The following is a 22,790-nucleotide window of genomic DNA, read 5'->3' as shown; positions in this document are numbered from 1 at the left end:
ACAGAGATGCGTTTCACCAAAGATCATGAATGGGTCGTCGTCCAGGACGGTATCGCCACCGTGGGCGTCACCGCCTATGCCGCCGAGCAACTGGGCGACGTGGTGTTCGTGGAAGTGCCGGAAGCCGGCAAGACCGTGAAGCAGGGCGAGAACCTCGCCGTCGTCGAGAGCGTCAAGGCCGCCTCGGACGTCTACGCCCCGGTGTCGGGTGAAGTCGTCGAAGGCAATGCCGAGCTGGGCGATGCGCCGGAAACCGTCAACGCCCTGCCGGAAAGCGGCGGCTGGTTCGCCAAGATCAAGCTGTCGAACCCGGCCGAGGTCGACGCCCTGATGGACCGCGACGCTTACGAAGCCTTCCTGAGCACGCTGTAAAATCCTGTCATCCCGGCCAAGCGCGCAGCGCGTAGAGCCGGGACCCACGAAAGCAGATCAATGCGTTACCTCCCCCTGACCCCCGAAGACCGCGTCGAGATGCTCGGCGCGATCGGCGTGAAGTCGATCGACGACCTGTTCGTCGACGTGCCGGCCTCGGCCCGCCGCGACGGAACCGTCGATCTGCCGCTGCACGCCGGCGAAATCGAAGTCGAGCGCGAGATGGCGGGCCTGGCCCGTCGCAACCGTTCGGCGGGGGAGGGACCGTTCTTCTGCGGGGCCGGCGCCTATCGCCACCACGTGCCGGCCACGGTCGACCACATCATCCAGCGGTCGGAGTTCCTGACCAGCTACACGCCCTACCAGCCGGAAATCGCCCAAGGGACCCTTCAGGTACTCTTCGAATTCCAGACCCAGGTCGCGGCCCTGACCGGCATGGAGGTGGCCAACGCCTCGCTCTATGACGGCTCGACCGGCGCGGCCGAGGCCGTGATGATGGCCCAGCGCGTCACCCGCCGGAACAAGGCGGTGATGTCGGGCGGCGTCCACCCGCACTACATCGAGACCATCGAGACCCTGGCCCACGCGGCCGGCGTCTCGACCCAGGCGATGGCCCCGGCCGTCGACGCCGAGGATGCGGTGATCGCCGCGATCGACGCCGACACCGCCTGCGTCGTCGTCCAGACCCCGAACGTGTTCGGCACGGTCACCGACGTGACCAAGATCGCCGAGGCCGCTCACGCCGCCGGCGCGCTGCTGATCGTGGTGACCACCGAGGCCGTCTCGTACGGCCTGCTGAAGTCGCCCGGCGAGATGGGCGCCGACATCGCCGTGGCCGAGGGCCAGTCGATCGGCAACGGCCTGAACTTCGGCGGTCCTTATGTCGGCCTCTTCGCCTGCAAGGAAAAGTTCGTCCGCCAGATGCCGGGCCGCCTGTGCGGCGAGACGGTCGACGCCGACGGCAAGCGCGGCTTCGTGCTGACCCTGTCGACCCGCGAGCAGCACATCCGGCGCGACAAGGCGACGTCGAATATCTGCACCAACAGCGGCCTGTGCGCCCTGGCGTTCAGCATCCACATGAGCCTGCTGGGTGAGACGGGCCTGCGCCAGCTGGCCGCCCTGAACCACCAGAAGGCCGTGGCCCTGCGCGACGCCCTGAAGGCCGTGCCGGGCGTCGAGGTCCTGACCCCGCGCTTCTTCAACGAGTTCGCCATCCGCCTGCCGAAAAACGCCGCCGACGTGGTCGAGACCCTGGCCAACAACGGCGTCATCGCCGGCGTGCCGTTCTCGCGCCTGGACGCCGGCGCGGGCCTGGACGACGTGCTGCTGGTCGCGGCCACCGAGACCACGCTCGACATCGACATCACTTTCTTCGCCAAGATCCTGACCAAGGCGGTGGGCCAATGAGCATGAACAACGTCGGCCGCCCCACGCGCCCTGAAACCGCCAATGATGCTGGTGGTCACGAGACCCTGACCGGCAACCGGGGCCTGCTCCAGAACGAGGCCCTGATCTTCGAACTGGACGGCTGGAACAAGACCGGCGTCGACCTGCCGCAAGCCGCCGCGCCGTCGAGCGACCTGGCCGGCCTGCTGCGCGACGCGCCGATCGGCCTGCCGGGCCTCTCCGAGCCCGAAGCCGTCCGCCACTATGTGCGCCTGAGCCAGAAGAACCACGCCATCGACCTGGCGCTGTATCCGCTGGGCTCGTGCACGATGAAGCACAACCCGCGCCTGAACGAGAAGATGGCGCGCCTGCCGGGCTTCTCGGACATTCACCCGTTGCAGCCCCAGTCGACCGTGCAGGGCGCCCTGCAGCTGATGGACCGCCTGGCCCACTGGCTGAAGACCCTGACCGGCATGCCCGCCGTCGCCCTGTCGCCCAAGGCCGGCGCCCATGGCGAGCTGTGCGGCCTGCTGGCCATCCGTGCCGCCCACGAGGCGGCTGGCAACGGCCACCGCAAGACCGTCCTGGCGCCCACCAGCGCCCACGGCACCAACCCGGCCACGGCGGCCTTCGTCGGCTACACCGTGGTCGAGATCGCCCAGACCGATGACGGCCGCGTCGACCTGGCCGACCTGGAGTCCAAGCTCGGCGACCACGTGGCCGCGATCATGGTCACCAACCCCAACACCTGCGGCCTGTTCGAGCGCGACGTCGTCGAGATCGCTCGCCTGACCCACGCGGCGGGCGCGTACTTCTACTGCGACGGCGCCAACTTCAACGCCATCGTCGGCCGGGTGCGCCCGGGCGATCTGGGCGTCGACGCCATGCACATCAACCTGCACAAGACCTTCTCGACGCCCCACGGCGGCGGTGGTCCGGGCGCGGGTCCGGTGGTGCTGAGCGAGGCCCTGGCGGCCTTCGCGCCTACGCCCTGGCTGACCCACGGCGACGACGGCTTCTCGATGGTCGAGCACGCCGGCGAGGAGGGCGCCAAGACCGCCTTCGGCCGCATGAGCGCCTTCCACGGCCAGATGGGCATGTACGTCCGCGCCTACGCCTACATGCTGAGCCACGGGGCCGACGGCCTGCGCCAGGTGGCCGAGGACGCCGTCCTCAACGCCAACTACATCAAGGCCCAGCTGAAGGACGTGATGAGCCCGGCCTTCCCGGACGGCCCGTGTATGCACGAGGCCCTGTTCGACGACAGCTGGCTGGAAGGCACCGGCGTGACCACGCTCGACTTCGCCAAGGCGATGATCGACGAGGGCTTCCACCCGATGACCATGTACTTCCCGCTGGTCGTCCACGGCGCGATGCTGATCGAGCCCACCGAGACCGAGAGCAAGCAGGAGCTGGATCGCTTCATCGAGGCGCTGCGTCTGCTGGCCGGCGCGGCCAAGGCCGGCGAGGTCGAACGCTTCAAGGGCGCCCCGTTCCACGCCCCCCTGAGGCGCCTGGACGAGACCCAGGCGGCCCGCAAGCCCCGGTTGAGGTGGAAACCTGTGGCAGAAGCGCCACTGGCGGCTGAATAGCAAATTCCATACCCCCCTTGCGACCAGAGGGCGCCTTTACGGCGCCCTTATCCCTCCACATATCGGGGGTGCGCGTCGGGGCGATCTGGCTTTTCCAGGGAGCGAGCGGAGCGCAGGTCCGTTTCATCCTCCCAATGACTGCTCTCGCCCTCACCATGACGCGCGCTCACCGCACCGCAGATGATCTCGCCCGCGAGCTCATCGCGCGTTTTCTGCGTGTGATCCTGGTGTCGCTGGGCGTGCTGCTGATCATCGGCGGCATCGTCATCGCGCCGCTGCCGGGCCCGATGGGCCTGCCGCTGACGGTGGTCGGCCTGATGCTGGTGCTGCGCAACTCGTTCAAGGCGCGCAAGCAGTTCGTCCGTTTCCAGCACGCCCACCCCAAGCTGATCTTCCCGCTGCGTCGCCTGCTGCGCCGCGAGCCGGAAGTGGTGCTGGTGGCCTGGCAGCAAGCCTTGCGCGTCGAGCGCCTGATCGTGCCGCGCAAGTGGCGGATGGCCGCGCGCTGGCGCAAGTCGTTCAAGCGTCGCGCCGCCGCGAAGCAAGCCGGACGGTGAACGCAACCGCTTCCACGATCGACATCAAGCACAGGGTCCGGCGCCGCGCGCGCCTGGCGCTGCTGCTGCGTGAATCCGCGGCCCGCGCCTTCCGCTGGATCGCCATCGGCTTCGGCTCGCTGGTGATCGTCGCCGGCGCGGTGCTGACGCCGCTGCCGGGCCACGTGGGCCTGCCGCTGCTGGTCATCGGTCTGATGATCGTGCTGCGCTACTCGTTCCAGGCGCGGAAGACCTTCATCCGTTGGCAGAAGCGCCACCCCAAGCTGGTCTTCCCGATCCGCCGCCTGATGCGCCGCGAGCCCGAGGTGCTGCTGGTCGTCTGGCAGCAGATGCTCCGCACCGAGAAGCTCGTCCTGCGCCGGGCCCGCTGGCGGCTGCTGAAGAAGACCCGCAAGCGCGTGAAGAAGTACGTGGCGCGGAAGATGGCCAAGGCCTGAACCCATTCGGGCCATGGGGATTGATACACCGGCGCGACCTTCCCGGCCGCGCGGCCTGCCTCCGGGAACATCCATGAAGTTCGAAGTCGAAGCCTCGTTGACCTACGACTTCGCGACCCCCTGCGAGGTTCTGCTGCTGGTCGAGGCGGCGCATGGCCCTGATCAGGCCGTGGGCTTAGAGGCCCTGACCTTCTGGCCCAATGTCGACGCCGTGCGGGTCGACGATCCCGTCACCCACGAACGCCGTACGGTGTTCACGGCGTCGGGCCGGGTGAACGCGCTCTATCGGGCCCAGGTCGAGATCATGCATCGCGACCATGACCTGGCCGACGCCCCGGCCATGGCGATCCGCGACCTGCCCAGCGAGGTGCTGCCCTTCCTGCGGGCCAGCCGCTACGCGCCGTCCGACAGGCTGGAGCGGTTCTGCGAGCGCGAGTTCGGCGACCTGATGGGCGGCCGCAAGGTCATGGCGATCCTGGACTGGATCGCCAAGCACGTGGACTACTGCTTCGGGGTCAGCGACGCGACGACGACGGCCGTGGACACCCTGGTCGACCGGGCCGGCGTCTGCCGCGACTTCACCCACCTGGCCATCAGCCTGTGCCGCGCCGCCGATATCCCCGCCAGGGCGGTCAGCGCCTATGCCTGGCGGCTGGAGCCGCCGGACCTGCACGCCATCGCCGAGGTCTATCTGGGCGGCCGCTGGCGGCTGATCGACGCCACCGGCCTGGCGCCGATCGAGGGCATGGTCCGCGTCGCCACCGGTCGTGACGCCGCCGACATCGCCTTCATGACCATCTTCGGCCGGGCCGAGCTGATCGAGCAGAGCTTCTCAATTCAGGCTGTGTAGCGGTAGCCGTCGACGCCTACGTGCTCGGCATTGCGTTCGCGGATCTGGGCGCCGGCCTCGTCGTACAGGAAGGGCAGGAAGGCGTAGCGCTTGCCGCGGGTCACCGGCAGGGCCTCATGCAGCAGCGAGCACGAGAACACGACCGCCCCGCCGGTCGGGGCGCGATAGCTGCGCGGGCCGAACTCGGGGAAGCGCAGCTCGCCGCCCTCGTACTCTTCGGTGTTCAGGTTGATCGTCACGGCGAAGCGGCGATGGGCGGTGCCCTTGGTCGTATTGTCCCGGTGCGCCCGGAAGAAGCCGTTGTCGGCCGCGTCGTAGCAGGCGACCAGGTCGCGCTCCATGCGGGTCACGTCGAATTGGAAGGTCTTGGCGATCTGAGGGACCAGCCGGCGTTGGATCCGCGTCCGGACCGCGTCGCGCAGCTCTCCGGGCGGCAGCATCAGGTCGCGGCGGATCTTGTGGTTGGGATCGCGGACCTCGACGGTCCTGCCGTCCACCTCGCGCATGAAGCCGGAGGCCTCGCCGCCATCGGTCGCGTAGGCCGCGATCAGGGCCTGGCACAGCTCGATCTCGAAGATGCGAGGGATGACCAGTACCGGGGCGAACAGCTCGACCCCGGCGTGGGCGGCCGGCGGCGGCAGGCCAGCCAGGATCGGCGCCAGATGCGCGGTCTGGGCGGCCGGCGCGATGACCAGCACGCGGAAGTTCGGGTCGATCAGGATCCAGCCCGACCAATCTGCCTGTTCGGCCCCCAGGGCGGCGAAGGCCGCGCCGGCCTCGTCCAGCATCCAACGTGCGCCGGGCAGGCGGTCCTCGCGGCGGTTCCAGCGCTCGGCGTCGCGGAGCAGACCGAAGAAGACCAGGCTCGCGCCGTCCAGGCGATCGCCCTGCTGCGTCAGCACCTGCTCGACCGTCTGGACGAAGGCGTCGTCTCCGTCCGCGACCAGGGCCACCAGCAGGTAGCGCCCGGCGGCGACATCGAACGCATAGCGTGGATTGCCGCGGGTCACGGCGAAGAACGACGGCGCGGGATCGCCGGGCAGCAGCTTGGTCATGGCCGGTTGGTTCTACATGCCAGACGGCGCGAATCGCCAAAAGAAAAAGGCGCGGACCTTGCGATCCGCGCCTTCTGTCTTGTCGGCTGAGCTGGCTGCTATTGCAGCTTGGCGCTCAGCTGGCTGATCGCGACGTCGGTGAGTGGGTCGCTCTTGGCGCCGACCAGGCGAGCCGTCAGCACCGCTTCGGCGGCCTGGGCGGCGAGATCCACCGCGGCGGCCTTCACGTCGGCGGCGGCTTGCGCCTCGGCCTGGGCGATCTTGCGTTCGGCCATCTCGGCGCGGCGCTTGATCTGCTCCTCGAGCTTTTCCTTGGCTTCCTCGGCCAGACGCTTGGCGTCGGCCTTGGCGGCTTCCAGCATGCCCGTGGCCTGGCGCTCGGCTTCGTCGCGCTGGGCCTTCACGTCCGCGAGCAGGGCCTGGGCCTCTTCGCGCAGTTGCTGGGCTTCGTCGAGCTCGGCCTTGATCTTGGCGGCGTAACCGTCGAGCGCGCCGACCAGCGCGCCCGGCAGGACCTTAAGGAAGACCAGCAGGCCGAAGAAGATCACCAGAGCGACCAGAACCCAGAACTCGGGGTTCGAGAAGCTGAACAGGGATTCGTGTTCCATCGTCAGCTCCTTAGACCAGGGCCGACTTCAGCTCGGCGGCCGTGGCCGCCTTGCCGGTCAGCTTCTGGACGATCGCGCCGGCCGTCTCTTCGGCGACCACGCGGACCTGGCTCATGGCCTGGTCGCGGGCGGCCTGGATCGAAGCTTCGGCCGCGGCCAGCTTCTCGGCCAGGACGGCCTCTTCCTTGGCCTGACGCTCGGCGGCTTCGGCGGCGGCCTTGGCCTTGGCGTCGGCAGCCGTCTTCTGGGCCTTGGCGCGAGCCTCGGCGACTTCCGCGGCGGCGGCGCGCGCCTGGACTTCGGCCTCGTCCTTCAGGCGACGGGCGTCGGCGATGTCGCCGGCGATCTTGCCGCCGCGCTCGTCGATCGCGCCGCTGACGCGGGGCAGAAGCACCTTCGACAGCACCACGTAGAGAACGGCGAAGATGAGCAGCAGCCAAACGATCTGGCCACCCCAGTGCTCGAACTGCAGCTGCGGAAGGCCGCCGCTTTCGTGCTTGGGGGTTTCAGTCGTTTCGACCGTGCCGTGATGTTCCGTCGCCATGGGCGAGGGCGCCTCTCAGCTAGAGCGTCCACGAGCAGACCGGAAACCGGTCCGCATCATGAGGACGCGAGAAAACAGAACTGGAGCGCGTCGCTTCCGTTGAAGCGCCGCGCTCCAGGGATCGGATTACGAGAACAGGATCAGGAAGGCGATGACCAGGGCGAAGATGCCCAGGGCTTCCGTCAGAGCCATGCCTAGGAACAGCATCGGGCGCTCTTGAGCGGCGGCGGTCGGGTTACGCAGGGCGCCTTGGAAGTAGTTGCCGAACATCACGCCCAGGCCAACGCCCGCGCCGATCATGCCGAGCATGGCCAGGCCAGCGCCGATGTACTTAGCTGCAGCAGCGTCCATGATAGAGACTCCTTGGAAGGGTATTTGTTGGAAAGACTAAAGGTTGATCAGTGGCTGTCGAGGTGCACGACGTCGTTGATGTAGACGCAGGCGAGCACCGCGAACACGAAGGCCTGCAGGAAGGCCACCATGAACTCGAGGGCCGTCAGGGCGACGACCGAGGTCAGGGCCAGGACCGAACCGGCCCAGCCCAGCACGCCGAGACCGCCCAGGGCGATCACGAAACCGGCGAAGATCTTCAGCACGACGTGGCCGCCCAGCATGTTGCCGAACAGACGAAGGCCCAGGGTGATCGGACGGATCAGGAACGACAGGATCTCGATCGGCACCAGCAGGAAGTACAGGGGCCACGGCACGCCCGACGGGGCAAACAGCTTGAAGAACTTCAGGCCGTTCTTGGCGAAGCCGACGGCGACCACGGTCAGGATGACCATCAGGCCCAGCGTCAGGGTCACGGCCAGCTGCGACGTCGCGGTGAACACCAGGAACATGCCCTGGAGGTTCATGAACAGCACGAACGCGAACAGCGTGAAGATGAACGGCAGGAACTTCTTGCCATCGTGGCCGATGATCGACTCCGCGAGCCCATCGACCAGTCCGTAGAGCATCTCGCCCACCGCCTGCAGGCGGCCCGGGATGACGGCCTTGCGCGCGGCCGCGGTGTAGAACGCCATGACCAGCAGGGCGGCCAGCATCATCGCGGCGACCGAGTTCGTGATCGACAGGTCGATCGCGCCGAGGCCGGGAACGGTCACGGTGGGCAGTTCCACGATCTTCGTGATCTGGAACTGGTGCATCGGATCGGCCATTGGCCCTAGTCTCTCTTCTGCTTGGGGACGGTTGATCCGTCTCCCGTGTCTTCGCCAGTTTGACCCCCCGAGGAGGACGCTGACGCCTGCGCGCTCATTTTCATCGCCTTGCGGACGATGGAGAATATCGCGAGCCCCAGGCCGATCAGCAGACCGCCGACCATGCCCCAGGGGCTCGTGTGAACGTAGTGGTCGAGCAGCCAGCCAAAGCCGAGACCCACCAATACGCCCCCGATCAAATCCGCCAACAGACGGTAACCGTCCTGGTTGGCCTTCTCGGTCGCCGCTTTCGCGGGCTTTTCCGCCGCCTTCTTCGCCTCAAATGCGTCGAGCCGAGCGTCGAGGCTTTGCAGGGCCTTGTCGTTCGGTTCGTCGGCCTTGGGCATGGGAAGCGGCAGGTCCGAAAACGCCGCGGACGCGCCAAAACAAGGCGCTTTTCCGGCCGGCTTGATCGGCGCGGAACCTATAGACCTCGCTGCGGTGCGTCAAGGCAGCCGCATTGCGGGGCAAGTGACGGGAATACTTAAGGATTTAGCCGCCGGCTTCAAGGATGGGCAAAACGATCCCCATTCCTGATGGGTTAACAGCCCTAACAAATGGCGGAACCCTTCCTATGTTGGGCGTGCTCTCCAGGCATCACCCCCACTAGGCAAGGGGTGACGGGCCCGATGACGCATTGATTTTTGCGTAAATCTGGGCTTTAGAGCCGCCGCCTCCAAACAACACGAAGATTCATGTCGCACCTGAAGAACACCGGATTCGCCGATCGTATTTCCTCGCAGCAGGAAGCCAAGAAGGCCATGCTGGCCAAGTTCAAGGCCAAGCCGACCGTCCAGGATCCCGATTTCGACAAGCGCGAAGAGCAACGCGCCGCCGAACTCGAAGCTGTCCGCGCCGCCCGCGCTGAAGCCAAGGAAATCGCCCGCCTCGAAGCCCTGGCTCGCCAAGAGGCGATCATGGCCGTCAAGCGCGCCGAGCGTAAGGAACGCAAGACGCAGGAAGCTGCCGAAATGCGCGTCCGCAAGGAAGAGAAGGCCAAGGAACGCGATGAGCTTCGCGCCCTGGGCAAGACGACCAACAGCAAGCAGTCCCGCGCCCAACAATGGGGCCACCTGCTCGGCTAAAGATCCAGGGGTCCTTCGGGGCCCCTTTTTCTTTGCCCCGAACGGGACCATGAGCCGCTGATGGTTCATCTCGACGTCCTCGCTGGCCTGTTCGTGGTCGCCGCCCTCGCGGGCGCGCTCGACGCCATCGCTGGCGGCGGCGGATTGGTGACTCTGCCGGCCCTGCTGCTGGCGGGTCTGTCGCCGGTCCAGGCGCTGGGCACCAACAAGCTGCAGGGCGCGATGGGCGCCCTGTCCTCGACGACGGCCTTCGCCCGGCGTGGCCTGATCGAGTGGAAGACCGCCTTGCCGGTCGCCGGCGCGGCCGCCGTGGCGGGCCTGTGCGGCGCTCTGTGCGCCAGCCTGCTGTCGCCGCAGCTGCTGCGGGCGATCGTGCCGCTGCTGCTGATCGCCATCGCCCTCTATTTCGGCTTCTCGCGCGCCCTCAAGACCGAGGACGTCGCGCCCCGCATGGCGCTGATCCCGTTCGCCTGTTTCGTCGCGCCGCTGGTCGGCTTCTACGACGGCATCTTCGGCCCCGGCGCGGGAGCCTTCTACATGGTCGCGATCGTCACCCTGCTGGGCTACGGCGTGCTGAAGGCCACGGCCCACACCAAGCTGGCCAACGCCGCCAGCAACCTGGGCAGCCTCACCCTGTTCATCCTCAAGGGCGCGGTCGTTTGGCCGATCGGCCTGGCCATGGCCGCCGGTGCCTTCATCGGCGCCCAGGTCGGCTCGCGCCTGGCCATGCGCTTCGGACCCAAGCTGATCCGGCCGCTGCTGGTGGTGATCTCGTGCGCCATGGCCATCAAGCTGCTGGCCGACCCCGCCAACCCCATCCGCCAGGCGATAGGCTTCTAGGCCGCGACCAGCTTCTCGGCGGTCGACAGGTCGACGCTGACCAGCTGGCTGACGCCACGCTCGGCCATGGTCACGCCGAACAGCCGGTCCATCCGGCTCATGGTCACCGGGTTGTGAGTGATGGCGATGAAGCGGGTCTGGGTCCGCCGGCGCATCTCGTCCAGCATGTTGCAGTAGCGGTCGACGTTCGCGTCATCGAGCGGCGCGTCGACTTCGTCCAGCACGCAGATCGGGGCCGGATTGGCCAGGAACACGCCGAAGATCAGGGCGCTGGCGGTCAGGGCCTGCTCGCCGCCGCTCATCAGGCTCATGCTGGCCATGCGCTTGCCGGGCGGGCAGGCGAAGATCTCCAGGCCGGCCTCCAGCGGGTCGTCGCTCTCGATCAGCTTCAGCTCGGCCTGGCCGCCGCCGAACAGGGCCTGGAAAAGGGTCTGGAAGTTGGCGTTGATCACCTCGAAGGCGGCCAGCAGGCGCTCGCGCCCCTCGGCGTTCAGCTCCTCGATGCCAGCCCGCAGCTTGGTCACCGCGCCCGACAGGTCCACGCGTTCGACACGCATGGTCTCCAGGCGGCCGGCATATTCCTGGGCCTCTTCCTCGGCGCGCAGGTTTACCGGACCGATGGCGTCGCGTTCTCTTTCGAGAGCAAAAAGGTGAGCTTCCACGCCCGCGGCGTCCTTCGGCACGGCCACGGCCTCGCCGGCGACGTGGCGGCCCAGCTCCTCGGGCTCCATGCGGGCCTGCTCGCGGATGGCCGAGGCCACCTCGCCGAAGCGCTGGCGGGCGCCGTCCAGATGGGCGACCAGGGCGGCGCGCTTCTCGCGGGCCTCGCCGGCCGCCTGCTCGGCGGCGCGGGCGGCGCGGTCGTTGTTGAGGCGCAGGGTCTCGGCGGCTTCCAGGGCGTCGCTGGCCTTGGCGCGACGGGCCTCGGCGGCGCCGAACTCGTCCAGCAGGGCGACCAGCTTCTCCTGCAGCGCCGCCGGGGCCTCGCGAGCGCCTTCCAGGGCGGCGGCGGCCTTCACGCGGTCGGCGTCCAGGGACTGCGTGCGCTTGCCGGCGGTCTCGGCGCGCTTGGCCCAGTCGGCGTGGTCGCGCTCCAGGCTTTCGAGCCGACGCTGGCGACCGGCGCGTTCGCGGGTCTCGACGTCCAGGGCCGTGCGGGCGGCGCTGGCGGCCTCGCGGGCCTGGGCCGAGGCCTGGCGGGCGGCGGCGAGCTGCGGCTGCAGGTCGCCCGAGGTCTGGGCGGCGGCGTGAGCCTCGCGGGCCTCCGCGAAGGCCGCATCGGACTCGACCTTCTCGGCCTCGAAGCGGGCGATGGTGTCGTCCAGCGACTGGGCGCGGGCGGCGCGCATGGCCTGTTCGCGCTCGAACTTGGCGACCTGCTCGCGGGCGCCGTTCAGCAGCCGTTCGGCGTCGGGCGGGCCACGGCGCTTGTCGCGCAGCAGGTCCTCGACCGCGCGCATGCGGTCGGCGGCGGTCTTCAGGGCGATGGCGGTGGCCTCGGCGCGCGGGGCCATGACGTCGATCTCGGCCTCGACTTCGGCCAGGCGCGTGCGCTGCTCCAACCGTACGGCGGCGGGCTTGGGCGCGTCGGCGCGGGCCACGAAGCCGTCCCAGCGCCACAGGTCGCCATCCTTGGAGACCAGGCGCATGCCGGGCTTGAGGTCCTTCTGCAGCCGATCGCCATTGTCGCGCGTCACGACGGCCACGTGCGAGAGGCGGGCGGCCAGGGCGGGCGGGGCCTTGACCAGCGGCGCCAGGGGCGTCGCGCCCTCGGGCCAGGTCGGCGCCGGCGCTTCGGCTCCGCCCCAGTACGACGGCGCCTTGGCGTCCAGGGCCGCGTCCAGGTCGTCGCCGAGCGCCGCCGCCAGGGCCGCGCCATAGCCCTTGTCGGGCGCGACGCTGTCCAAGGCCGGGGCGTGGCCGGTCTTGCTGCGCGGGGCGGTCAGCTGGGCGAGGCCCCGGGCTTCGGTGCGCAGGCGGCCCAGCTGGTCCTCGACATTGCGCGCCAACTGACGGGCCTGGGCCTCCTGCTCGGCGGCCTTCACCCGTTCGTTCTCAGCCTCCTCCAGCGCCGCGCGGGCGGCGGCCAGGGCGGCCTCGGCATTGGTGAAGCGCTGGCGGGCGTCGGCGGCGGCCGGGTCGATCTCGGGACCGATCGCGGCCCGCTCGGCCTTGGCCTGGTCGAGGGCGCGGTTGGTGCGGTTGGCGCGAGCTTCGGCTTCGGCGAGACGCGTGGCGGCGGCGCGGCCCTGGGCCTCCTCGGCCGCGACCCGCGCGGCCAGCTGTTCGACGGTCGTCTCGGCGGCGGCGCGGGCCTCCTCGGCGGCCTTGGCGGCGGCGGCCAGTTCGGGGCCTCGCTCCGGCGCGGCGGCGACCAGGGCGCGGACTTCCGTCAGCTCGGCGTCGATGCGGGCCAGGGCGGCGGCGGCGTCGTCCTTGGCCTGGCTTTCGCGGGCGCGGTCGTCGTCGATCCGGGCCAGGTCGGACTTCAGGCGCTCGAACTCGGCCGAGGCGGCTTCCGCCTCGCGTTCGGCGCGGTCCTTCTGGATGGCCAGCTGGCCCAGGATCGCCTGGGCGATGGTCGCCTCTTCCCGCAGGGGCGGCATGGCGGCCTCGGCCTCGGTGATGGCCACCTGGGCGGCGGCGCTGGCGCGGGCCGTTTCCTCGACCGTGCGAGCCGCCTCGGTGGCTTCGCGCTGGGTGCGCTCCAGGGTGTCGCGGGCCTCGGTCCAGCGGGCGTAGAGCACGGCGCCCTGCACGGCGCGGATCTCGGACGACAGACGCTTGTACTTCTCGGCCTGGCGCGCCTCGCGCTTGAGGCGGTTCAGCGCCGTTTCCAGCTCGCGGGCCACGTCCTCAAGTCGTGACAGATTGCTCTCGGCGGCCCGCAGCCGCAGCTCGGCCTCGTGGCGGCGGGTGTGCAGGCCCGAGACCCCGGCCGCCTCTTCCAGGATGCGGCGGCGGTTCTGCGGCTTGGCGCCGATCAGCTCGCTGATCTGGCCCTGGCGGACCAGGGCCGGCGAGTTGGCCCCGGTCGAGGCGTCGGCGAACAGCAGCTGGACGTCACGGGCCCGCACCTCGCGGCCGTTGATCTTGTAGGTCGAGCCGGCCCCGCGATCGATGCGGCGCACGACCTCCAGCACCGGGTCGTCGTTGAACTGGGCGGGGGCCGTGCGGTCGGCGTTGTCGATGGTCAGGGCCACGTCGGCGTGGTTGCGCGGCGGTCGCGCCCCGCTGCCGGCGAAGATCACGTCGTCCATGCCGCCCGCGCGCATGGCCTTGGCCGAGTTGGCGCCCATCACCCAGCGCAGGGCTTCCAGCAGGTTGGACTTGCCGCAGCCGTTCGGGCCGACAATGCCCGTCAGCCCGGGCTCGATCCGGAACTCGGTCGGCTCGACGAAGGACTTGAAGCCCGAGAGGCGGAGGCGCTGGAACTGCACGGAGGCGGTCCCTTAGGATCTCAGCCCTTCGCCGCCGCGGCGAAGGCCTTGGAGAGCACGGAGAAGTCGGCGCTGTGGTCGTACGGCGCGCCGTTGACGAAGAAGGTCGGCGTGCCTTCGATGCCGTCGTCGACACCCTTGGCCATGCGGGCGTTGACCGCCTTCAGCGCCGCCTCGTCGCTCAGGGTCGCCTTGAACTGCTCCTCGGTCAGGCCGTATTGCTTCCCGATCGCCTGCAGGCCCTCGAACAGCTTCTCGCTGCGATAGATCTCTTCCTGCTTCTGGAAGACGGTGGTCAGCACCTCGAAATATTTTCCGGGGATCCGCCGGGCCAAGATGAAGCCCGCCGCCGCGAACTCGACGGGCGGAGTCAGGAACTCGCGGAAGACCAGCCGCACCTTGCCGGTGTCGATATAAGTCTTGCGGATCTGCGGCTGGACCGTGGTCCACCAGTGCGCGCAGTGCGGGCAGCTGGCCGAGGCGTAGACCACCAACTGGATCGGCGCCTTGGCCGAGCCCAGCACCATCTCGCCCGGAACCGGCGGCAGCGGCGCGGCGCGCGCGGCCGAGGCGCTGGCGGTCACCGCCAGGCCGGAAACGATCAGCGCGCGCCGGTCCAGGGTCATTACTTCGAGGCTTCCGCGATGGCGGCGTCCAGCTGGGTCAGCGAGACTTCGCCGCCGTCTTCGCCGCCGACCTTCTTGCCGTTGACCACGAAGGTCGGGGTGCCTTTGACGTCGTTGTCCTTCATCAGCTTTTCGAGGCGCTGGGCCGACTTGGCGGCGTTCTCGTCGCTGAGGCAGCTGTTGAACTGGTCTTCGCTCATGCCGGCGGCGCGGGCGATGGTCAGCAGCTCGCCGCGGATGTCGCCGGTTTGGAAGATGCTGGCCTGGGCGTGGTACAGCGCGTCGGTGACCTGGAAGTACTTATCCTTGCCGGCGCAGCGGGCCAGCATGGCGCCTGCATTGGCCAGGGTCGGCTCGCCGGTCAGGGCCTCGCGGGCCACATAGTTGACCTTGCCGGTGTCGATGTACTTGGCCTTGAAGGCCGGGAAGACTTCCTCGTTCCACTTGGCGCAGTGCGGGCAGGCGACCGAGGCGTACTCGACGACCGTGACCTTGGCGTTCGGATTGCCCAGGGTCATGTCTTCGGCCGAGACCTTGGTGCCCTTGGGGCCGCAGGCGGCGAGGCTGGCCGCGAGAGCGGCGACGAGGGTGACGCGGGTGATCAGCGAACGCATGAAATGGCCCTTCGGCGGTCGATTGGGAAGTTAAACGCGATTCTCGCTAGCGAGCGAAAAAGGCGCAACGGTGACTAGCGCATGAGCTTGACCGAACGGCGCTTGTCAACCGGCTCAACGCTGCGATTGCAGCACGCCGCGACCCAGCTTCAGCAAGGCCTGTTTCAGGTCGCCGTCCGGCTGGTGGGCCAGGCTGTCGGTCAGCTGTTTTTCCTGGGCGGCGTCCAGCGGCGGCTTGCGGCGGCGAACCTGCGAGACCGGCGCGGCGGCGGCCTTGACCGGACCCTGGACGATGCGCAGCCGGGTGACGACGCCCTTGCCCAGCAGCATGTCCAGGCGCGCGGTGATCTGTGGGGCCTGGTGCTGGATCAGCGAGGCCACCGGGCCGTCGACCCGCAGTTCCAGCGCGCCGCCTTCGCCGTTGCGGCCCTTGATGATGCGGACCGGCTCGGTCCGACGGGCCAGGGTGTCGCCGACGATCTCGCGCCAGCGGGCCTGCAGCACGGCAGGGCCCTGGCCGAAGCGGGCCTCCAGGTCCTTAAGCAGCGGCGCCAGGTTCTTGCCGGCCGGCGGCGGAGTGCGGAACTGCGGCCTCGTGCGCTTGCTGCGCAGGATCGCGAGCGCTTCTTCGGCGGTGGGCAGGGGGCGGCGCATGCGGGAAGGCTAGCACGCGGCGGGCCGTTCGCGGTAGGCGAGGGAGCATGAAAGACCGTGATGCGATCCGCTCGGCCCTGCTGGCCTGGTACGACGCCCAGGCCCGCGACCTGGCCTGGCGCACCTCGCCCGGTGACCGCCGCGCCGGCGTGCGCAGCGATCCTTACCGCGTCTGGCTGTCGGAGGTGATGCTGCAGCAGACCACCGTGCCGCACGCCACGCCCTATTTCCTGAGCTTCACCCAGCGCTGGCCGACGGTCTCGGACCTGGCGGCGGTGGAGGACGGCGACCTGATGGCCGCCTGGGCGGGGCTGGGCTACTACGCCCGCGCCCGCAATCTGCTGGCCTGCGCGCGGGCCGTGGCCAACGACCATGGCGGCGTCTTTCCGGACACCGAGGACGCTCTGCGCGCCCTGCCCGGCGTCGGGGCCTATACCGCCGCCGCCGTCGCCGCGATCGCCTTCGACCGCGCCGCCAATGTCGTCGACGGCAATGTCGAGCGGGTGATGTCGCGCCTGTTCGCCGTCGAGACGCCGCTGCCCGACTCCAAGCCGGAGCTGAAGGCCCTGGCCGGCGAGCTCGTCACCGACGACCGCCCCGGCGACTGGGCCCAGGCGCTGATGGACCTGGGGGCCACGGTCTGCAAGCCGAAGTCGCCGCTGTGCGACCGCTGCCCGATCTCGACCTGGTGTGCGGCCTATCTGGGCGGCGCGCCCGAGACCTATCCGCGCAAGACCAAGAAGGCCGACCGTCCACGCCGCCACGGCGTCGCCTATGTCCTGACGCGCGGTGACGACATGGCCCTGGTCCGCCGCCCGCCCAAGGGCCTGCTGGGCGGCATGCTGGGCCTGCCCACCAGCGACTGGCGCGCGACGCCCTACACCGACGCTGAGGCGCTGGCCGCCGCGCCGGTGTCCGCCGCCTGGCGCGACCTGGGCGCGGTGGAGCACGTCTTCACCCACTTCTCGCTGACCTTGCGGGTGTTCAGCGCCCAGGGCGCGAACGACGGCGACTTCGTCTGGACCCCGCGCGAAGGGCTCGGCGCCCTGCCCAGCGTGTTCCTGAAGGCGGCGCTGGCCGGGGAGCGGCTGATCTGACCATGCCCAGCATCCACCACGTCGCCATCATCTGCTCGGACTACGACCGGTCCCGGCGCTTCTATGCCGAGGTCCTGGGCTTTCCGGTGATCCGCGAGGTCTTTCGCGAGGCGCGGAACTCGTGGAAATGCGACCTGGACGCCGGCAACGCCCAGATCGAACTCTTCTCGTTCCCGTCGCCGCCGCCGCGGCCCAGCTATCCCGAAGCCTGCGGCCTGCGCCACCTGGCCTTCGCCACGCCGGACCTCGAGGCCGAGGTCGCGCGGCTGACCGCCCTGGGTGTCGCGTGCGAGCCGGTGCGGGTCGATGAATACACCGACCGCAAGTTCACCTTCTTCGCCGACCCCGACGGCCTGCCGCTGGAGCTCTACGAGGCCTAGTTCATCCCCGCGCGAACCTGGGCCCGCAGCACGTCGATCGGGGCCAGGCCCGCGTCGGTCTTGAAGTGCCAGTAGGTCCAGCCGTTGCAAGCCGGGGCCGATTGGACCAGGGCGCCGATCTTGTGGATCGAGCCCGACAGGTCGCCGACCGTGATCGAGCCGTCCGGGCGGACCTTGGCGGCGTGGTTGCCCTTGGAGCAATAGAGGGTGTCGCCCGGCGACAGCAGGCCGGTCTCGACGATGGTGCCGAAGGGCACGCGCGGCTCGGCGCGCTTGCTGCCCATGACGTCCAGGTCTTCCGGCGCGATCGGCACGACCTTGGCGATGCGGGCCTTGGCGTGTTCGAGATATTCGGCTTCGCGCTCGATGCCGATGAACTTGCGGCCCAGGCGCTTGGCGGCCGCGCCCGTGGTGCCGACGCCGAAGAACGGATCCAGGATCACGTCGCCCGGCTTGGTGGTCGACAGGATGACGCGATAGAGCAGGGCTTCCGGCTTCTGGGTCGGGTGGGCCTTGGCGCCGTCGGCGCCCTTGATGCGCTCCTCGCCGGTGCACAGCGGGATGGTCCAGTCCGAGCGCATCTGCACCTCGTCATTGGCCATCTTCAGGGCGTCGTAGTTGAAGGTGTAGCGCTTGGCGTTCTGGCTCTTGGAGGCCCAGATCAGGGTCTCGTGGGCGTTGGCGAAGCGGGTGCCCTTGAAGTTGGGCATCGGGTTGGACTTGCGCCAGACGATGTCGTTGAGGATCCAGAAGCCCAGGTCCTGCACGGCCACGCCGACGCGGAAGATGTTGTGATAGCTGCCGATCACCCAGATCGCGCCATCGTCCTTCAGGACGCGGCGGGCGGCCTTCAGCCACTCGCGGGTGAACTTGTCGTAGGCGGCGAAGCTCTCGAACTGGTCCCAATGGTCGTCGACTGCGTCGACCTTGGAATTGTCGGGACGCAGCAGGTCGCCGCCCAGCTGAAGATTGTAGGGCGGGTCGGCGAAGATCAGGTCGACCGACTTCTCCGGCAGGGCGTTCATCTGCTCGATGCAGTCGCCCAGAATGATGGTTTCCGGCCCGAACTTCATGGTCCCGTTCCTTTAGAAAGCGAACGGAATCATGAGTCTTGCTGGTAAATGCCAGGTGATCAGACGTGGTTAGCGGGGCGTTAACTCGACTGGAAAGCGACTATTTGAGTCCGATCAGACTCAAAATCTCTTTCGGATCAGGCCTCTAGGTCGTCGCCCAGAGAAAGTTCGCCGGCGAGCGCGGCCTTGACCGGCGCCCAGCCCATCCGATGGATCGGCGAAGGGCCCAGCTTGATCAGGCCTTCGACGTGGATCGGGGCGTGGTAGCCCTTATGACCGGCGAAGCCGTAGCCGGGATAGACGGCGTCCATCTCGACCATGATCCGGTCGCGGGCTTCCTTGGCCAGGATCGAGGCGGCGGCGATCGAGCACGATAGGGCATCGCCCTTGACCACGGTCTTGATCGGGCAGGGCAGCTTGAAGGCGTAGTTGCCGTCGACCAGTGCGATGGCCGGCTTGACCGACAGGCCCTCGATGGCCCGGCACATGGCCAGGCCCGCGGCGTGCAGGATGTTGAGCTCGGCGATCTCGTCGATCGAGGCCATGCCGACGCACCAGGCGATGGCGACGTCCTTGATCTCTTCTTCCAGGGCCGCGCGGGCCTTGGCGGTCAGTTTCTTGGAGTCGTTCAGGCCCTTGGGCACGCGGTCGGGATCCAGGATCACCGCGCCGGCGCTGACCGGTCCGGCCCACGGGCCGCGCCCGGCCTCGTCCACCCCGCAGACAGGACCCTGTCCGCAGGCCAGTTCCAGCATCATGTCGGGTCCGGTGCGCATGGCCGCTGTTTAGGCGCGTTCGGGCTCGTGGAAAAGAAGTTTACGGACGTAATAGTTTCGCTTGACGCCGTCTCGCGCGGCCGCTCTGTTGATTACGAGTGTAATTCCAGGGGGCGGCATGAGCAGCGAGCTGGGCTATCGGCGCGACATCGACGGGCTGCGGGCCGTGGCGGTGGCGGCCATCGTCATCCACCACGCATTTCCGAGGCTGCTGCCCGGCGGCTTCGTCGGGGTGGACGTGTTCTTAGTCATCTCGGGCTACCTGATCACCCGGCTGATCGCCGACGCGCGGGACGGCGGGAGCTTCTCGTGGGGCGGCTTCTACCTGCGGCGGGCGCGGCGGATCGTGCCGGCCTATGTGCTGGCGGTGCTGGTCACGGCGGCCCTGGCGGCGTGGATCGAGATGCCGCGCCTCCTGGCCATGACCGGGGCGGCGACGGCGGCCTCGGGCCTGTTCGCGGCCAATATCCTGTTCACCCAGACCGCCGGCTATTTCGCGCCGGGCGCCCAGCAGAACCCGCTGCTGCACCTGTGGTCGCTGGGCGTGGAGGAGCAGTTCTACCTGGTCTGGCCAGCCCTGATCGCGCTGCTGTCGTGGAAGCGGCTGCGGGGCGCGCGGGCGACCCTGGCGCTGGTGTTGCTGGTCGCCTCGCTGGTGCTGGCCCAGGCGACGGTGGCCGGCAACTGGGCGTTCTTCGGCCTGCCGATGCGGGCCTGGGAGTTCCTGGCCGGCGGGGTGTTGGCCCTGGGGCTGGTCAAGCCACCACAGGATCGGACGACGGCCAATCTCGCGGGCGTCATCGGCGGGCTGATGATCGCCGGCAGCCTGGCCCTGCTGAACGAGGCCAGCGTGTTTCCGGGGCTGTCGGCTGTCCCCGTCTGCATCGGGACCGCCCTGCTGGTCTGGAGCGGATCGGGCGCGGCGCCGGGGCTGGCCGTGCTGCGCCTGTCGCCGGTGGTCGGGCTGGGGCGGGTCTCCTATTCCCTGTACCTCTGGCACTGGCCGCTGCTGGTCCTGGCGGCCGACGTTGCCGAGCAGCCGTTGAGCGCGGTCCAGCGCCTGGGCCTGGTCGGCGCGGCGCTGGTGCTGGCGATCCTCAGCTGGCGCTTCGTCGAGCAGCCCTTCCGGCGCGGTCCGACTGATCGGCCCTGGCGACGCCTGGGCCTGATGCTGCTGCCCTTGCCGGTCCCGATCGCGGTGGGCGCGCTGCTGTTCTTCAGCCATGGCCTGCCGGGCCGACTCAACCCCGCCGCCAAGGCCCTGGCCGACCTGGAGGAGACCGACGTCAATCCGGCCCGGGAAGCCTGCATGGAAAAGCGCGGCCAGGGCGACGCCTGCCGCTTCGGCGCGACGCCCGGCGTGCAGGGCGAAGATGTCCTGGTCTGGGGCGACTCCCATGCCGACGCCCTGACTCCCGGCGTTGTGAAATGGGCGGTGGCGCGGGGCTGGAGTGTGCGCGAGATCGCCCGGGGCGGCTGCCCGCCGCTGGTCGGGGTCAACGCCCGCACGATGTACCGCTTCAAGCTGGAATGCGCCGCCGGCGCCGACCTGGCCATGGCCAGGATCGCCTCGGACCCCAACCTGAAGCTGGTGGTGCTGATGGGGCGTTGGCCACTCTATCGCGACGCCCCGCCGTTCTACGACGTCAACTCGCCCCGCGTGATCCTGGAGGCGATCGGCCAGCCGGGGAAGCGCCAGCGGGTGTCGACCGCCCTGAGGGCCACATTGGACGCCATCGCCAAACGCCGTCCCGACCTGCGCGTGCTGGTGGTCGGTCCTTTCCCGGAGCTGACCCTGGGTGCGCCCGAGTGCCTGGCCCAGTCGGCCCAGCTGGGCCTGAAGCGCGGCCGCTGCGCCGATGTCGCCGCGGGCCTCCCCCTGTCGCGGGCCCTGCCGGCCGAGGACGCCATCCGCGCCGCCATCCAGGATCGCCCGCGCGTCGCGGCGGTGTTCCCGTCCGAGACCCTGTGCCGCAACGGCCGGTGCCTGGCGATGATGGGCGGCGAGCCGATCTATTTCGACGACGACCACCTCAGCGCCTCGGGCGCGCGACGCCTGGCGCCGGCCTGGCTTGACGCGGGGTGGGCGGCGCTTGAGCATCCCGGCCCATGACCTTCAAAGCCCTGCTCGTCGCCCTCGCCCTGTTGTCCGTCGCCGCGCCCGTCCACGCCCAGGAGGGCGATTGGAAGCTGGTCTGGTCCGACGAGTTCGACGGCGACCGGCTGGATCCGGGCAAGTGGAACTACGCCGCCGACTGCGGCGGCGGGGGCAATGACGAGCGCCAGTGCTACGAGCTCAGCCCCGAGACGGTGGCGGTCAAGGACGGCCTGCTGCGGCTGACCACGATCAAGCGCAAGACGCGGGGCCTGGCCAATCCGTGGGCCGGCCCGACCGGGCCGATGAAGACCGGCGACTACGCCTCGGGCAAGGTCCTGACCCAGGGCCTGGCCAGCTGGCGCTACGGCCGGTTCGAGGCGCGGGCGCGGGTCCCTGGCGGCCAGGGCGTCTGGCCGGCGATCTGGATGATGCCCGAGCTGTCGACCTATGGCGGCTGGCCCAAGTCGGGCGAGATCGACATCCTGGAGACCGTGAACCTTGGCGCGCCTTGCGCCCCCGAGGCCTGCGAGGGCGGGCGCGAGAACCGGATCTTCGGCACCATCCACTTCGCCGGCGACGCGGCCGGGGCGCACAAGCAGGTCAGCACCGGCGCGGCGATGCCGGCGTCACCGGACGGCTTCCACGTCTATGCGGTCGAATGGACGTCCGAGGCGATCCTCTGGTCCGTCGACGGACAACAGTACGCCCAGGCCAAGGCCGCCGACTGGAAGCGCGACGACCAGCCCGCCAAGGAGGGAGGAGGCGCCGCGCCGTTCGACCAGCCCTTCCACCTGATCCTCAACCTGGCCTTCGGCGGCCGCTGGCCCGAGGGCGTGAACGCCAAAGGCGTCGACGAGACCGCCCTGCCGGCGACCATGGAGGTCGACTGGGTGCGGGTCAGCCAGCGGCCCTAGTGGAAAAAGGCCGACCGCTCTAGAAGCGCGGGTCGGGGGACCTCTCATGACGCTGCTGACCTACACCGTGCCGTTGCTGTGGCTGATCGCTTCGGCCGGGGCGTTCTTCCTGGTGTTCAAGCCGCAGCCGGGCTGGCCAGTGGTCGCCACGCCGGCGCGGGCGCTGCTGGTGTTCGTGGCGGTGTTCCTGGCCGGCGGCGCGCTGACCGCCGTGACGCGGCCAGACGATGCGCCGCCGCCCAAGCCGGTCCCCGCGGCCCCGACGCCGAACTTGCCTGACCCGATCCTGGTCCGCGCCCATCCCGAAAGCTACCTGAGGCTGGGCCAGGTCACGATCATCAAGAGCAAGACCGGATCGGTGCTGGCCACCGGCGCGGCGACGAACACCACGGGGCTGCCGATCCGCGAGCCGCAGATCAGCTGCAACATGCTGAGCGGCGACAATTCGGACGGGATCGCCTCGGCCGTGATCCACGCGACCGTGCCGCCGGGCGGCCAGGTGATCTTCGCCGCGATCGACCTGGGCAAGGTCGACGGCCCTTGGGATCGGTGGGCGTGCAAGATCACCAAGGCCCAGGTCGCCGGCTAAGCCA

At 69.3% G+C, this 22,790-nt stretch carries 24 protein-coding genes and 1 pseudogene; 13 read left to right on the top strand and 12 right to left on the bottom strand.

The genetic code is table 11. The features are described 5' to 3' along the window. Positions 1–3: 3 nt before the first annotated feature. The 6 genes and pseudogenes from gcvH to AC1RR5_RS12200 form a co-directional block, all read left to right on the top strand. Positions 4–372, top strand: a pseudogene (gene gcvH, locus AC1RR5_RS12225) (glycine cleavage system protein GcvH); the annotation flags it as partial. A gap of 60 nt (positions 373–432) precedes the next feature. Further along, the gene (gcvPA, locus tag AC1RR5_RS12220; protein WP_492921866.1) at positions 433–1,779 is read left to right on the top strand and encodes an aminomethyl-transferring glycine dehydrogenase subunit GcvPA; all 1,347 of its coding nucleotides are present in this window, start codon (positions 433–435) and stop codon (positions 1,777–1,779) included. Next, the gene (gcvPB, locus tag AC1RR5_RS12215) at positions 1,776–3,350 is read left to right on the top strand and encodes an aminomethyl-transferring glycine dehydrogenase subunit GcvPB (RefSeq protein WP_492921864.1); all 1,575 of its coding nucleotides are present in this window, start codon (positions 1,776–1,778) and stop codon (positions 3,348–3,350) included. Before gcvPA ends, gcvPB begins: the two co-directional genes overlap by 4 nt. Positions 3,351–3,484: 134 nt before the next feature. After that, a complete protein-coding gene (locus tag AC1RR5_RS12210; RefSeq protein ID WP_492921863.1) occupies positions 3,485–3,907 on the top strand; it encodes a hypothetical protein in 423 nt (140 codons plus the stop codon). After that, positions 3,904–4,344, top strand: a complete 441-nt coding sequence (locus AC1RR5_RS12205) for a hypothetical protein (RefSeq protein ID WP_492921861.1) — start codon at positions 3,904–3,906, stop codon at positions 4,342–4,344. Before AC1RR5_RS12210 ends, AC1RR5_RS12205 begins: the two co-directional genes overlap by 4 nt. Positions 4,345–4,417: 73 nt before the next feature. Further along, on the top strand, positions 4,418–5,194 hold the full coding sequence (locus AC1RR5_RS12200) for a transglutaminase-like domain-containing protein (protein WP_492921860.1): 777 nt from the start codon (positions 4,418–4,420) through the stop codon (positions 5,192–5,194). Here the strand turns inward: AC1RR5_RS12200 and AC1RR5_RS12195 are convergent. The 6 genes from AC1RR5_RS12195 to AC1RR5_RS12170 form a co-directional block, all read right to left on the bottom strand. Beyond that, positions 5,182–6,249, bottom strand: coding sequence for a 2OG-Fe(II) oxygenase family protein (locus AC1RR5_RS12195; protein ID WP_492921859.1), 1,068 nt, complete (start codon positions 6,247–6,249; stop codon positions 5,182–5,184). The two genes, AC1RR5_RS12200 and AC1RR5_RS12195, sit on opposite strands and share 13 nt — an antisense overlap. Before the next feature lie 98 nt (positions 6,250–6,347). Beyond that, complete coding sequence (locus tag AC1RR5_RS12190; protein WP_492921858.1) at positions 6,348–6,857, bottom strand: F0F1 ATP synthase subunit B; 510 nt, start codon at positions 6,855–6,857, stop codon at positions 6,348–6,350. A 10-nt stretch (positions 6,858–6,867) separates the two neighbouring features. Beyond that, entirely contained in the window at positions 6,868–7,401 is a 534-nt protein-coding gene (locus AC1RR5_RS12185) for a F0F1 ATP synthase subunit B family protein (protein WP_492921857.1), read from the bottom strand. Between the two features lie 126 nt (positions 7,402–7,527). Next, entirely contained in the window at positions 7,528–7,752 is a 225-nt protein-coding gene (locus AC1RR5_RS12180; protein WP_004615714.1) for a F0F1 ATP synthase subunit C, read from the bottom strand. A 47-nt stretch (positions 7,753–7,799) separates the two neighbouring features. Further along, positions 7,800–8,561 (bottom strand): F0F1 ATP synthase subunit A, encoded by a 762-nt coding sequence (locus tag AC1RR5_RS12175; RefSeq protein ID WP_492921855.1) that lies wholly within the window; start codon positions 8,559–8,561, stop codon positions 7,800–7,802. Positions 8,562–8,566: 5 nt separating this feature from the next. After that, positions 8,567–8,947, bottom strand: a complete 381-nt coding sequence (locus tag AC1RR5_RS12170; protein ID WP_492921854.1) for an AtpZ/AtpI family protein — start codon at positions 8,945–8,947, stop codon at positions 8,567–8,569. 348 nt (positions 8,948–9,295) lie between these two features. Between AC1RR5_RS12170 and AC1RR5_RS12165 the strand changes: the two genes are divergently transcribed. Both AC1RR5_RS12165 and AC1RR5_RS12160 read left to right on the top strand, forming a co-directional pair. After that, complete coding sequence (locus AC1RR5_RS12165) at positions 9,296–9,685, top strand: DUF6481 family protein (RefSeq protein WP_492921853.1); 390 nt, start codon at positions 9,296–9,298, stop codon at positions 9,683–9,685. Between the two features lie 60 nt (positions 9,686–9,745). Beyond that, positions 9,746–10,525: a TSUP family transporter gene (locus tag AC1RR5_RS12160; protein ID WP_492921852.1), complete on the top strand. Its 780-nt coding sequence runs from the start codon at positions 9,746–9,748 to the stop codon at positions 10,523–10,525. Here AC1RR5_RS12160 and smc read toward each other — a convergent pair. From smc to AC1RR5_RS12140, 4 genes are all read right to left on the bottom strand, one after another. After that, positions 10,522–13,965: a chromosome segregation protein SMC gene (gene smc, locus AC1RR5_RS12155; protein ID WP_492921850.1), complete on the bottom strand. Its 3,444-nt coding sequence runs from the start codon at positions 13,963–13,965 to the stop codon at positions 10,522–10,524. The two genes, AC1RR5_RS12160 and smc, sit on opposite strands and share 4 nt — an antisense overlap. Before the next feature lie 20 nt (positions 13,966–13,985). After that, a complete protein-coding gene (locus AC1RR5_RS12150; protein ID WP_492921848.1) occupies positions 13,986–14,591 on the bottom strand; it encodes a thioredoxin domain-containing protein in 606 nt (201 codons plus the stop codon). Continuing rightward, a complete protein-coding gene (locus tag AC1RR5_RS12145) occupies positions 14,591–15,205 on the bottom strand; it encodes a DsbA family protein (protein WP_492921847.1) in 615 nt (204 codons plus the stop codon). The genes AC1RR5_RS12150 and AC1RR5_RS12145 overlap by 1 nt, the downstream gene beginning before the upstream one ends. 114 nt (positions 15,206–15,319) lie before the next feature. After that, positions 15,320–15,859 (bottom strand): DUF721 domain-containing protein, encoded by a 540-nt coding sequence (locus AC1RR5_RS12140; RefSeq protein ID WP_492921845.1) that lies wholly within the window; start codon positions 15,857–15,859, stop codon positions 15,320–15,322. A 47-nt stretch (positions 15,860–15,906) separates the two neighbouring features. Between AC1RR5_RS12140 and mutY the strand changes: the two genes are divergently transcribed. Continuing rightward, on the top strand, positions 15,907–16,956 hold the full coding sequence (gene mutY / locus AC1RR5_RS12135) for an A/G-specific adenine glycosylase (protein WP_492921843.1): 1,050 nt from the start codon (positions 15,907–15,909) through the stop codon (positions 16,954–16,956). 2 nt (positions 16,957–16,958) lie between these two features. Continuing rightward, on the top strand, positions 16,959–17,336 hold the full coding sequence (gloA2, locus tag AC1RR5_RS12130) for an SMU1112c/YaeR family gloxylase I-like metalloprotein (RefSeq protein WP_492921842.1): 378 nt from the start codon (positions 16,959–16,961) through the stop codon (positions 17,334–17,336). Here the strand turns inward: gloA2 and AC1RR5_RS12125 are convergent. Beyond that, positions 17,333–18,409, bottom strand: coding sequence for a site-specific DNA-methyltransferase (locus tag AC1RR5_RS12125; RefSeq protein ID WP_492921840.1), 1,077 nt, complete (start codon positions 18,407–18,409; stop codon positions 17,333–17,335). The genes gloA2 and AC1RR5_RS12125 overlap by 4 nt on opposite strands. Before the next feature lie 137 nt (positions 18,410–18,546). Continuing rightward, entirely contained in the window at positions 18,547–19,185 is a 639-nt protein-coding gene (gene rnhB, locus AC1RR5_RS12120; protein WP_492921839.1) for a ribonuclease HII, read from the bottom strand. Positions 19,186–19,303: 118 nt separating this feature from the next. Here rnhB and AC1RR5_RS12115 point away from each other — a divergent pair, with 118 nt between their 5' ends. Genes AC1RR5_RS12115 through AC1RR5_RS12105 form a run of 3 tightly spaced genes read left to right on the top strand, consistent with a single transcriptional unit; the run spans position 19,304 to position 22,786 of the window. Continuing rightward, entirely contained in the window at positions 19,304–21,298 is a 1,995-nt protein-coding gene (locus AC1RR5_RS12115; protein WP_492921837.1) for an acyltransferase family protein, read from the top strand. Then, on the top strand, positions 21,295–22,197 hold the full coding sequence (locus AC1RR5_RS12110; protein ID WP_492921836.1) for a glycoside hydrolase family 16 protein: 903 nt from the start codon (positions 21,295–21,297) through the stop codon (positions 22,195–22,197). The genes AC1RR5_RS12115 and AC1RR5_RS12110 overlap by 4 nt, the downstream gene beginning before the upstream one ends. Before the next feature lie 46 nt (positions 22,198–22,243). Continuing rightward, complete coding sequence (locus AC1RR5_RS12105) at positions 22,244–22,786, top strand: hypothetical protein (RefSeq protein ID WP_492921835.1); 543 nt, start codon at positions 22,244–22,246, stop codon at positions 22,784–22,786. Positions 22,787–22,790: the final 4 nt, after the last annotated feature.

The sequence above is a fragment of the Caulobacter sp. GW821-FHT11E11 genome, from assembly GCF_058808315.1.
This window is presented reverse-complemented; position numbering and strand designations above follow the sequence as displayed.

Coding starts and splice junctions, on each gene's coding strand:
- rnhB (WP_492921839.1), bottom strand. CDS start 19,185: ATGCGCACCGGACCCGACATGATGCTGGAACTGGCCTGCGGACAGGGT.
- AC1RR5_RS12180 (WP_004615714.1), bottom strand. CDS start 7,752: ATGGACGCTGCTGCAGCTAAGTACATCGGCGCTGGCCTGGCCATGCTC.
- AC1RR5_RS12210 (WP_492921863.1), top strand. CDS start 3,485: ATGACTGCTCTCGCCCTCACCATGACGCGCGCTCACCGCACCGCAGAT.
- AC1RR5_RS12115 (WP_492921837.1), top strand. CDS start 19,304: ATGAGCAGCGAGCTGGGCTATCGGCGCGACATCGACGGGCTGCGGGCC.
- AC1RR5_RS12190 (WP_492921858.1), bottom strand. CDS start 6,857: ATGGAACACGAATCCCTGTTCAGCTTCTCGAACCCCGAGTTCTGGGTT.
- AC1RR5_RS12110 (WP_492921836.1), top strand. CDS start 21,295: ATGACCTTCAAAGCCCTGCTCGTCGCCCTCGCCCTGTTGTCCGTCGCC.
- AC1RR5_RS12150 (WP_492921848.1), bottom strand. CDS start 14,591: ATGACCCTGGACCGGCGCGCGCTGATCGTTTCCGGCCTGGCGGTGACC.
- AC1RR5_RS12185 (WP_492921857.1), bottom strand. CDS start 7,401: ATGGCGACGGAACATCACGGCACGGTCGAAACGACTGAAACCCCCAAG.
- AC1RR5_RS12145 (WP_492921847.1), bottom strand. CDS start 15,205: ATGCGTTCGCTGATCACCCGCGTCACCCTCGTCGCCGCTCTCGCGGCC.
- AC1RR5_RS12200 (WP_492921860.1), top strand. CDS start 4,418: ATGAAGTTCGAAGTCGAAGCCTCGTTGACCTACGACTTCGCGACCCCC.
- gcvPB (WP_492921864.1), top strand. CDS start 1,776: ATGAGCATGAACAACGTCGGCCGCCCCACGCGCCCTGAAACCGCCAAT.
- AC1RR5_RS12140 (WP_492921845.1), bottom strand. CDS start 15,859: ATGCGCCGCCCCCTGCCCACCGCCGAAGAAGCGCTCGCGATCCTGCGC.
- gloA2 (WP_492921842.1), top strand. CDS start 16,959: ATGCCCAGCATCCACCACGTCGCCATCATCTGCTCGGACTACGACCGG.
- AC1RR5_RS12105 (WP_492921835.1), top strand. CDS start 22,244: ATGACGCTGCTGACCTACACCGTGCCGTTGCTGTGGCTGATCGCTTCG.
- mutY (WP_492921843.1), top strand. CDS start 15,907: ATGAAAGACCGTGATGCGATCCGCTCGGCCCTGCTGGCCTGGTACGAC.
- gcvPA (WP_492921866.1), top strand. CDS start 433: ATGCGTTACCTCCCCCTGACCCCCGAAGACCGCGTCGAGATGCTCGGC.
- AC1RR5_RS12160 (WP_492921852.1), top strand. CDS start 9,746: ATGGTTCATCTCGACGTCCTCGCTGGCCTGTTCGTGGTCGCCGCCCTC.
- AC1RR5_RS12165 (WP_492921853.1), top strand. CDS start 9,296: ATGTCGCACCTGAAGAACACCGGATTCGCCGATCGTATTTCCTCGCAG.
- AC1RR5_RS12175 (WP_492921855.1), bottom strand. CDS start 8,561: ATGGCCGATCCGATGCACCAGTTCCAGATCACGAAGATCGTGGAACTG.
- AC1RR5_RS12170 (WP_492921854.1), bottom strand. CDS start 8,947: ATGCCCAAGGCCGACGAACCGAACGACAAGGCCCTGCAAAGCCTCGAC.
- AC1RR5_RS12195 (WP_492921859.1), bottom strand. CDS start 6,249: ATGACCAAGCTGCTGCCCGGCGATCCCGCGCCGTCGTTCTTCGCCGTG.
- AC1RR5_RS12125 (WP_492921840.1), bottom strand. CDS start 18,409: ATGAAGTTCGGGCCGGAAACCATCATTCTGGGCGACTGCATCGAGCAG.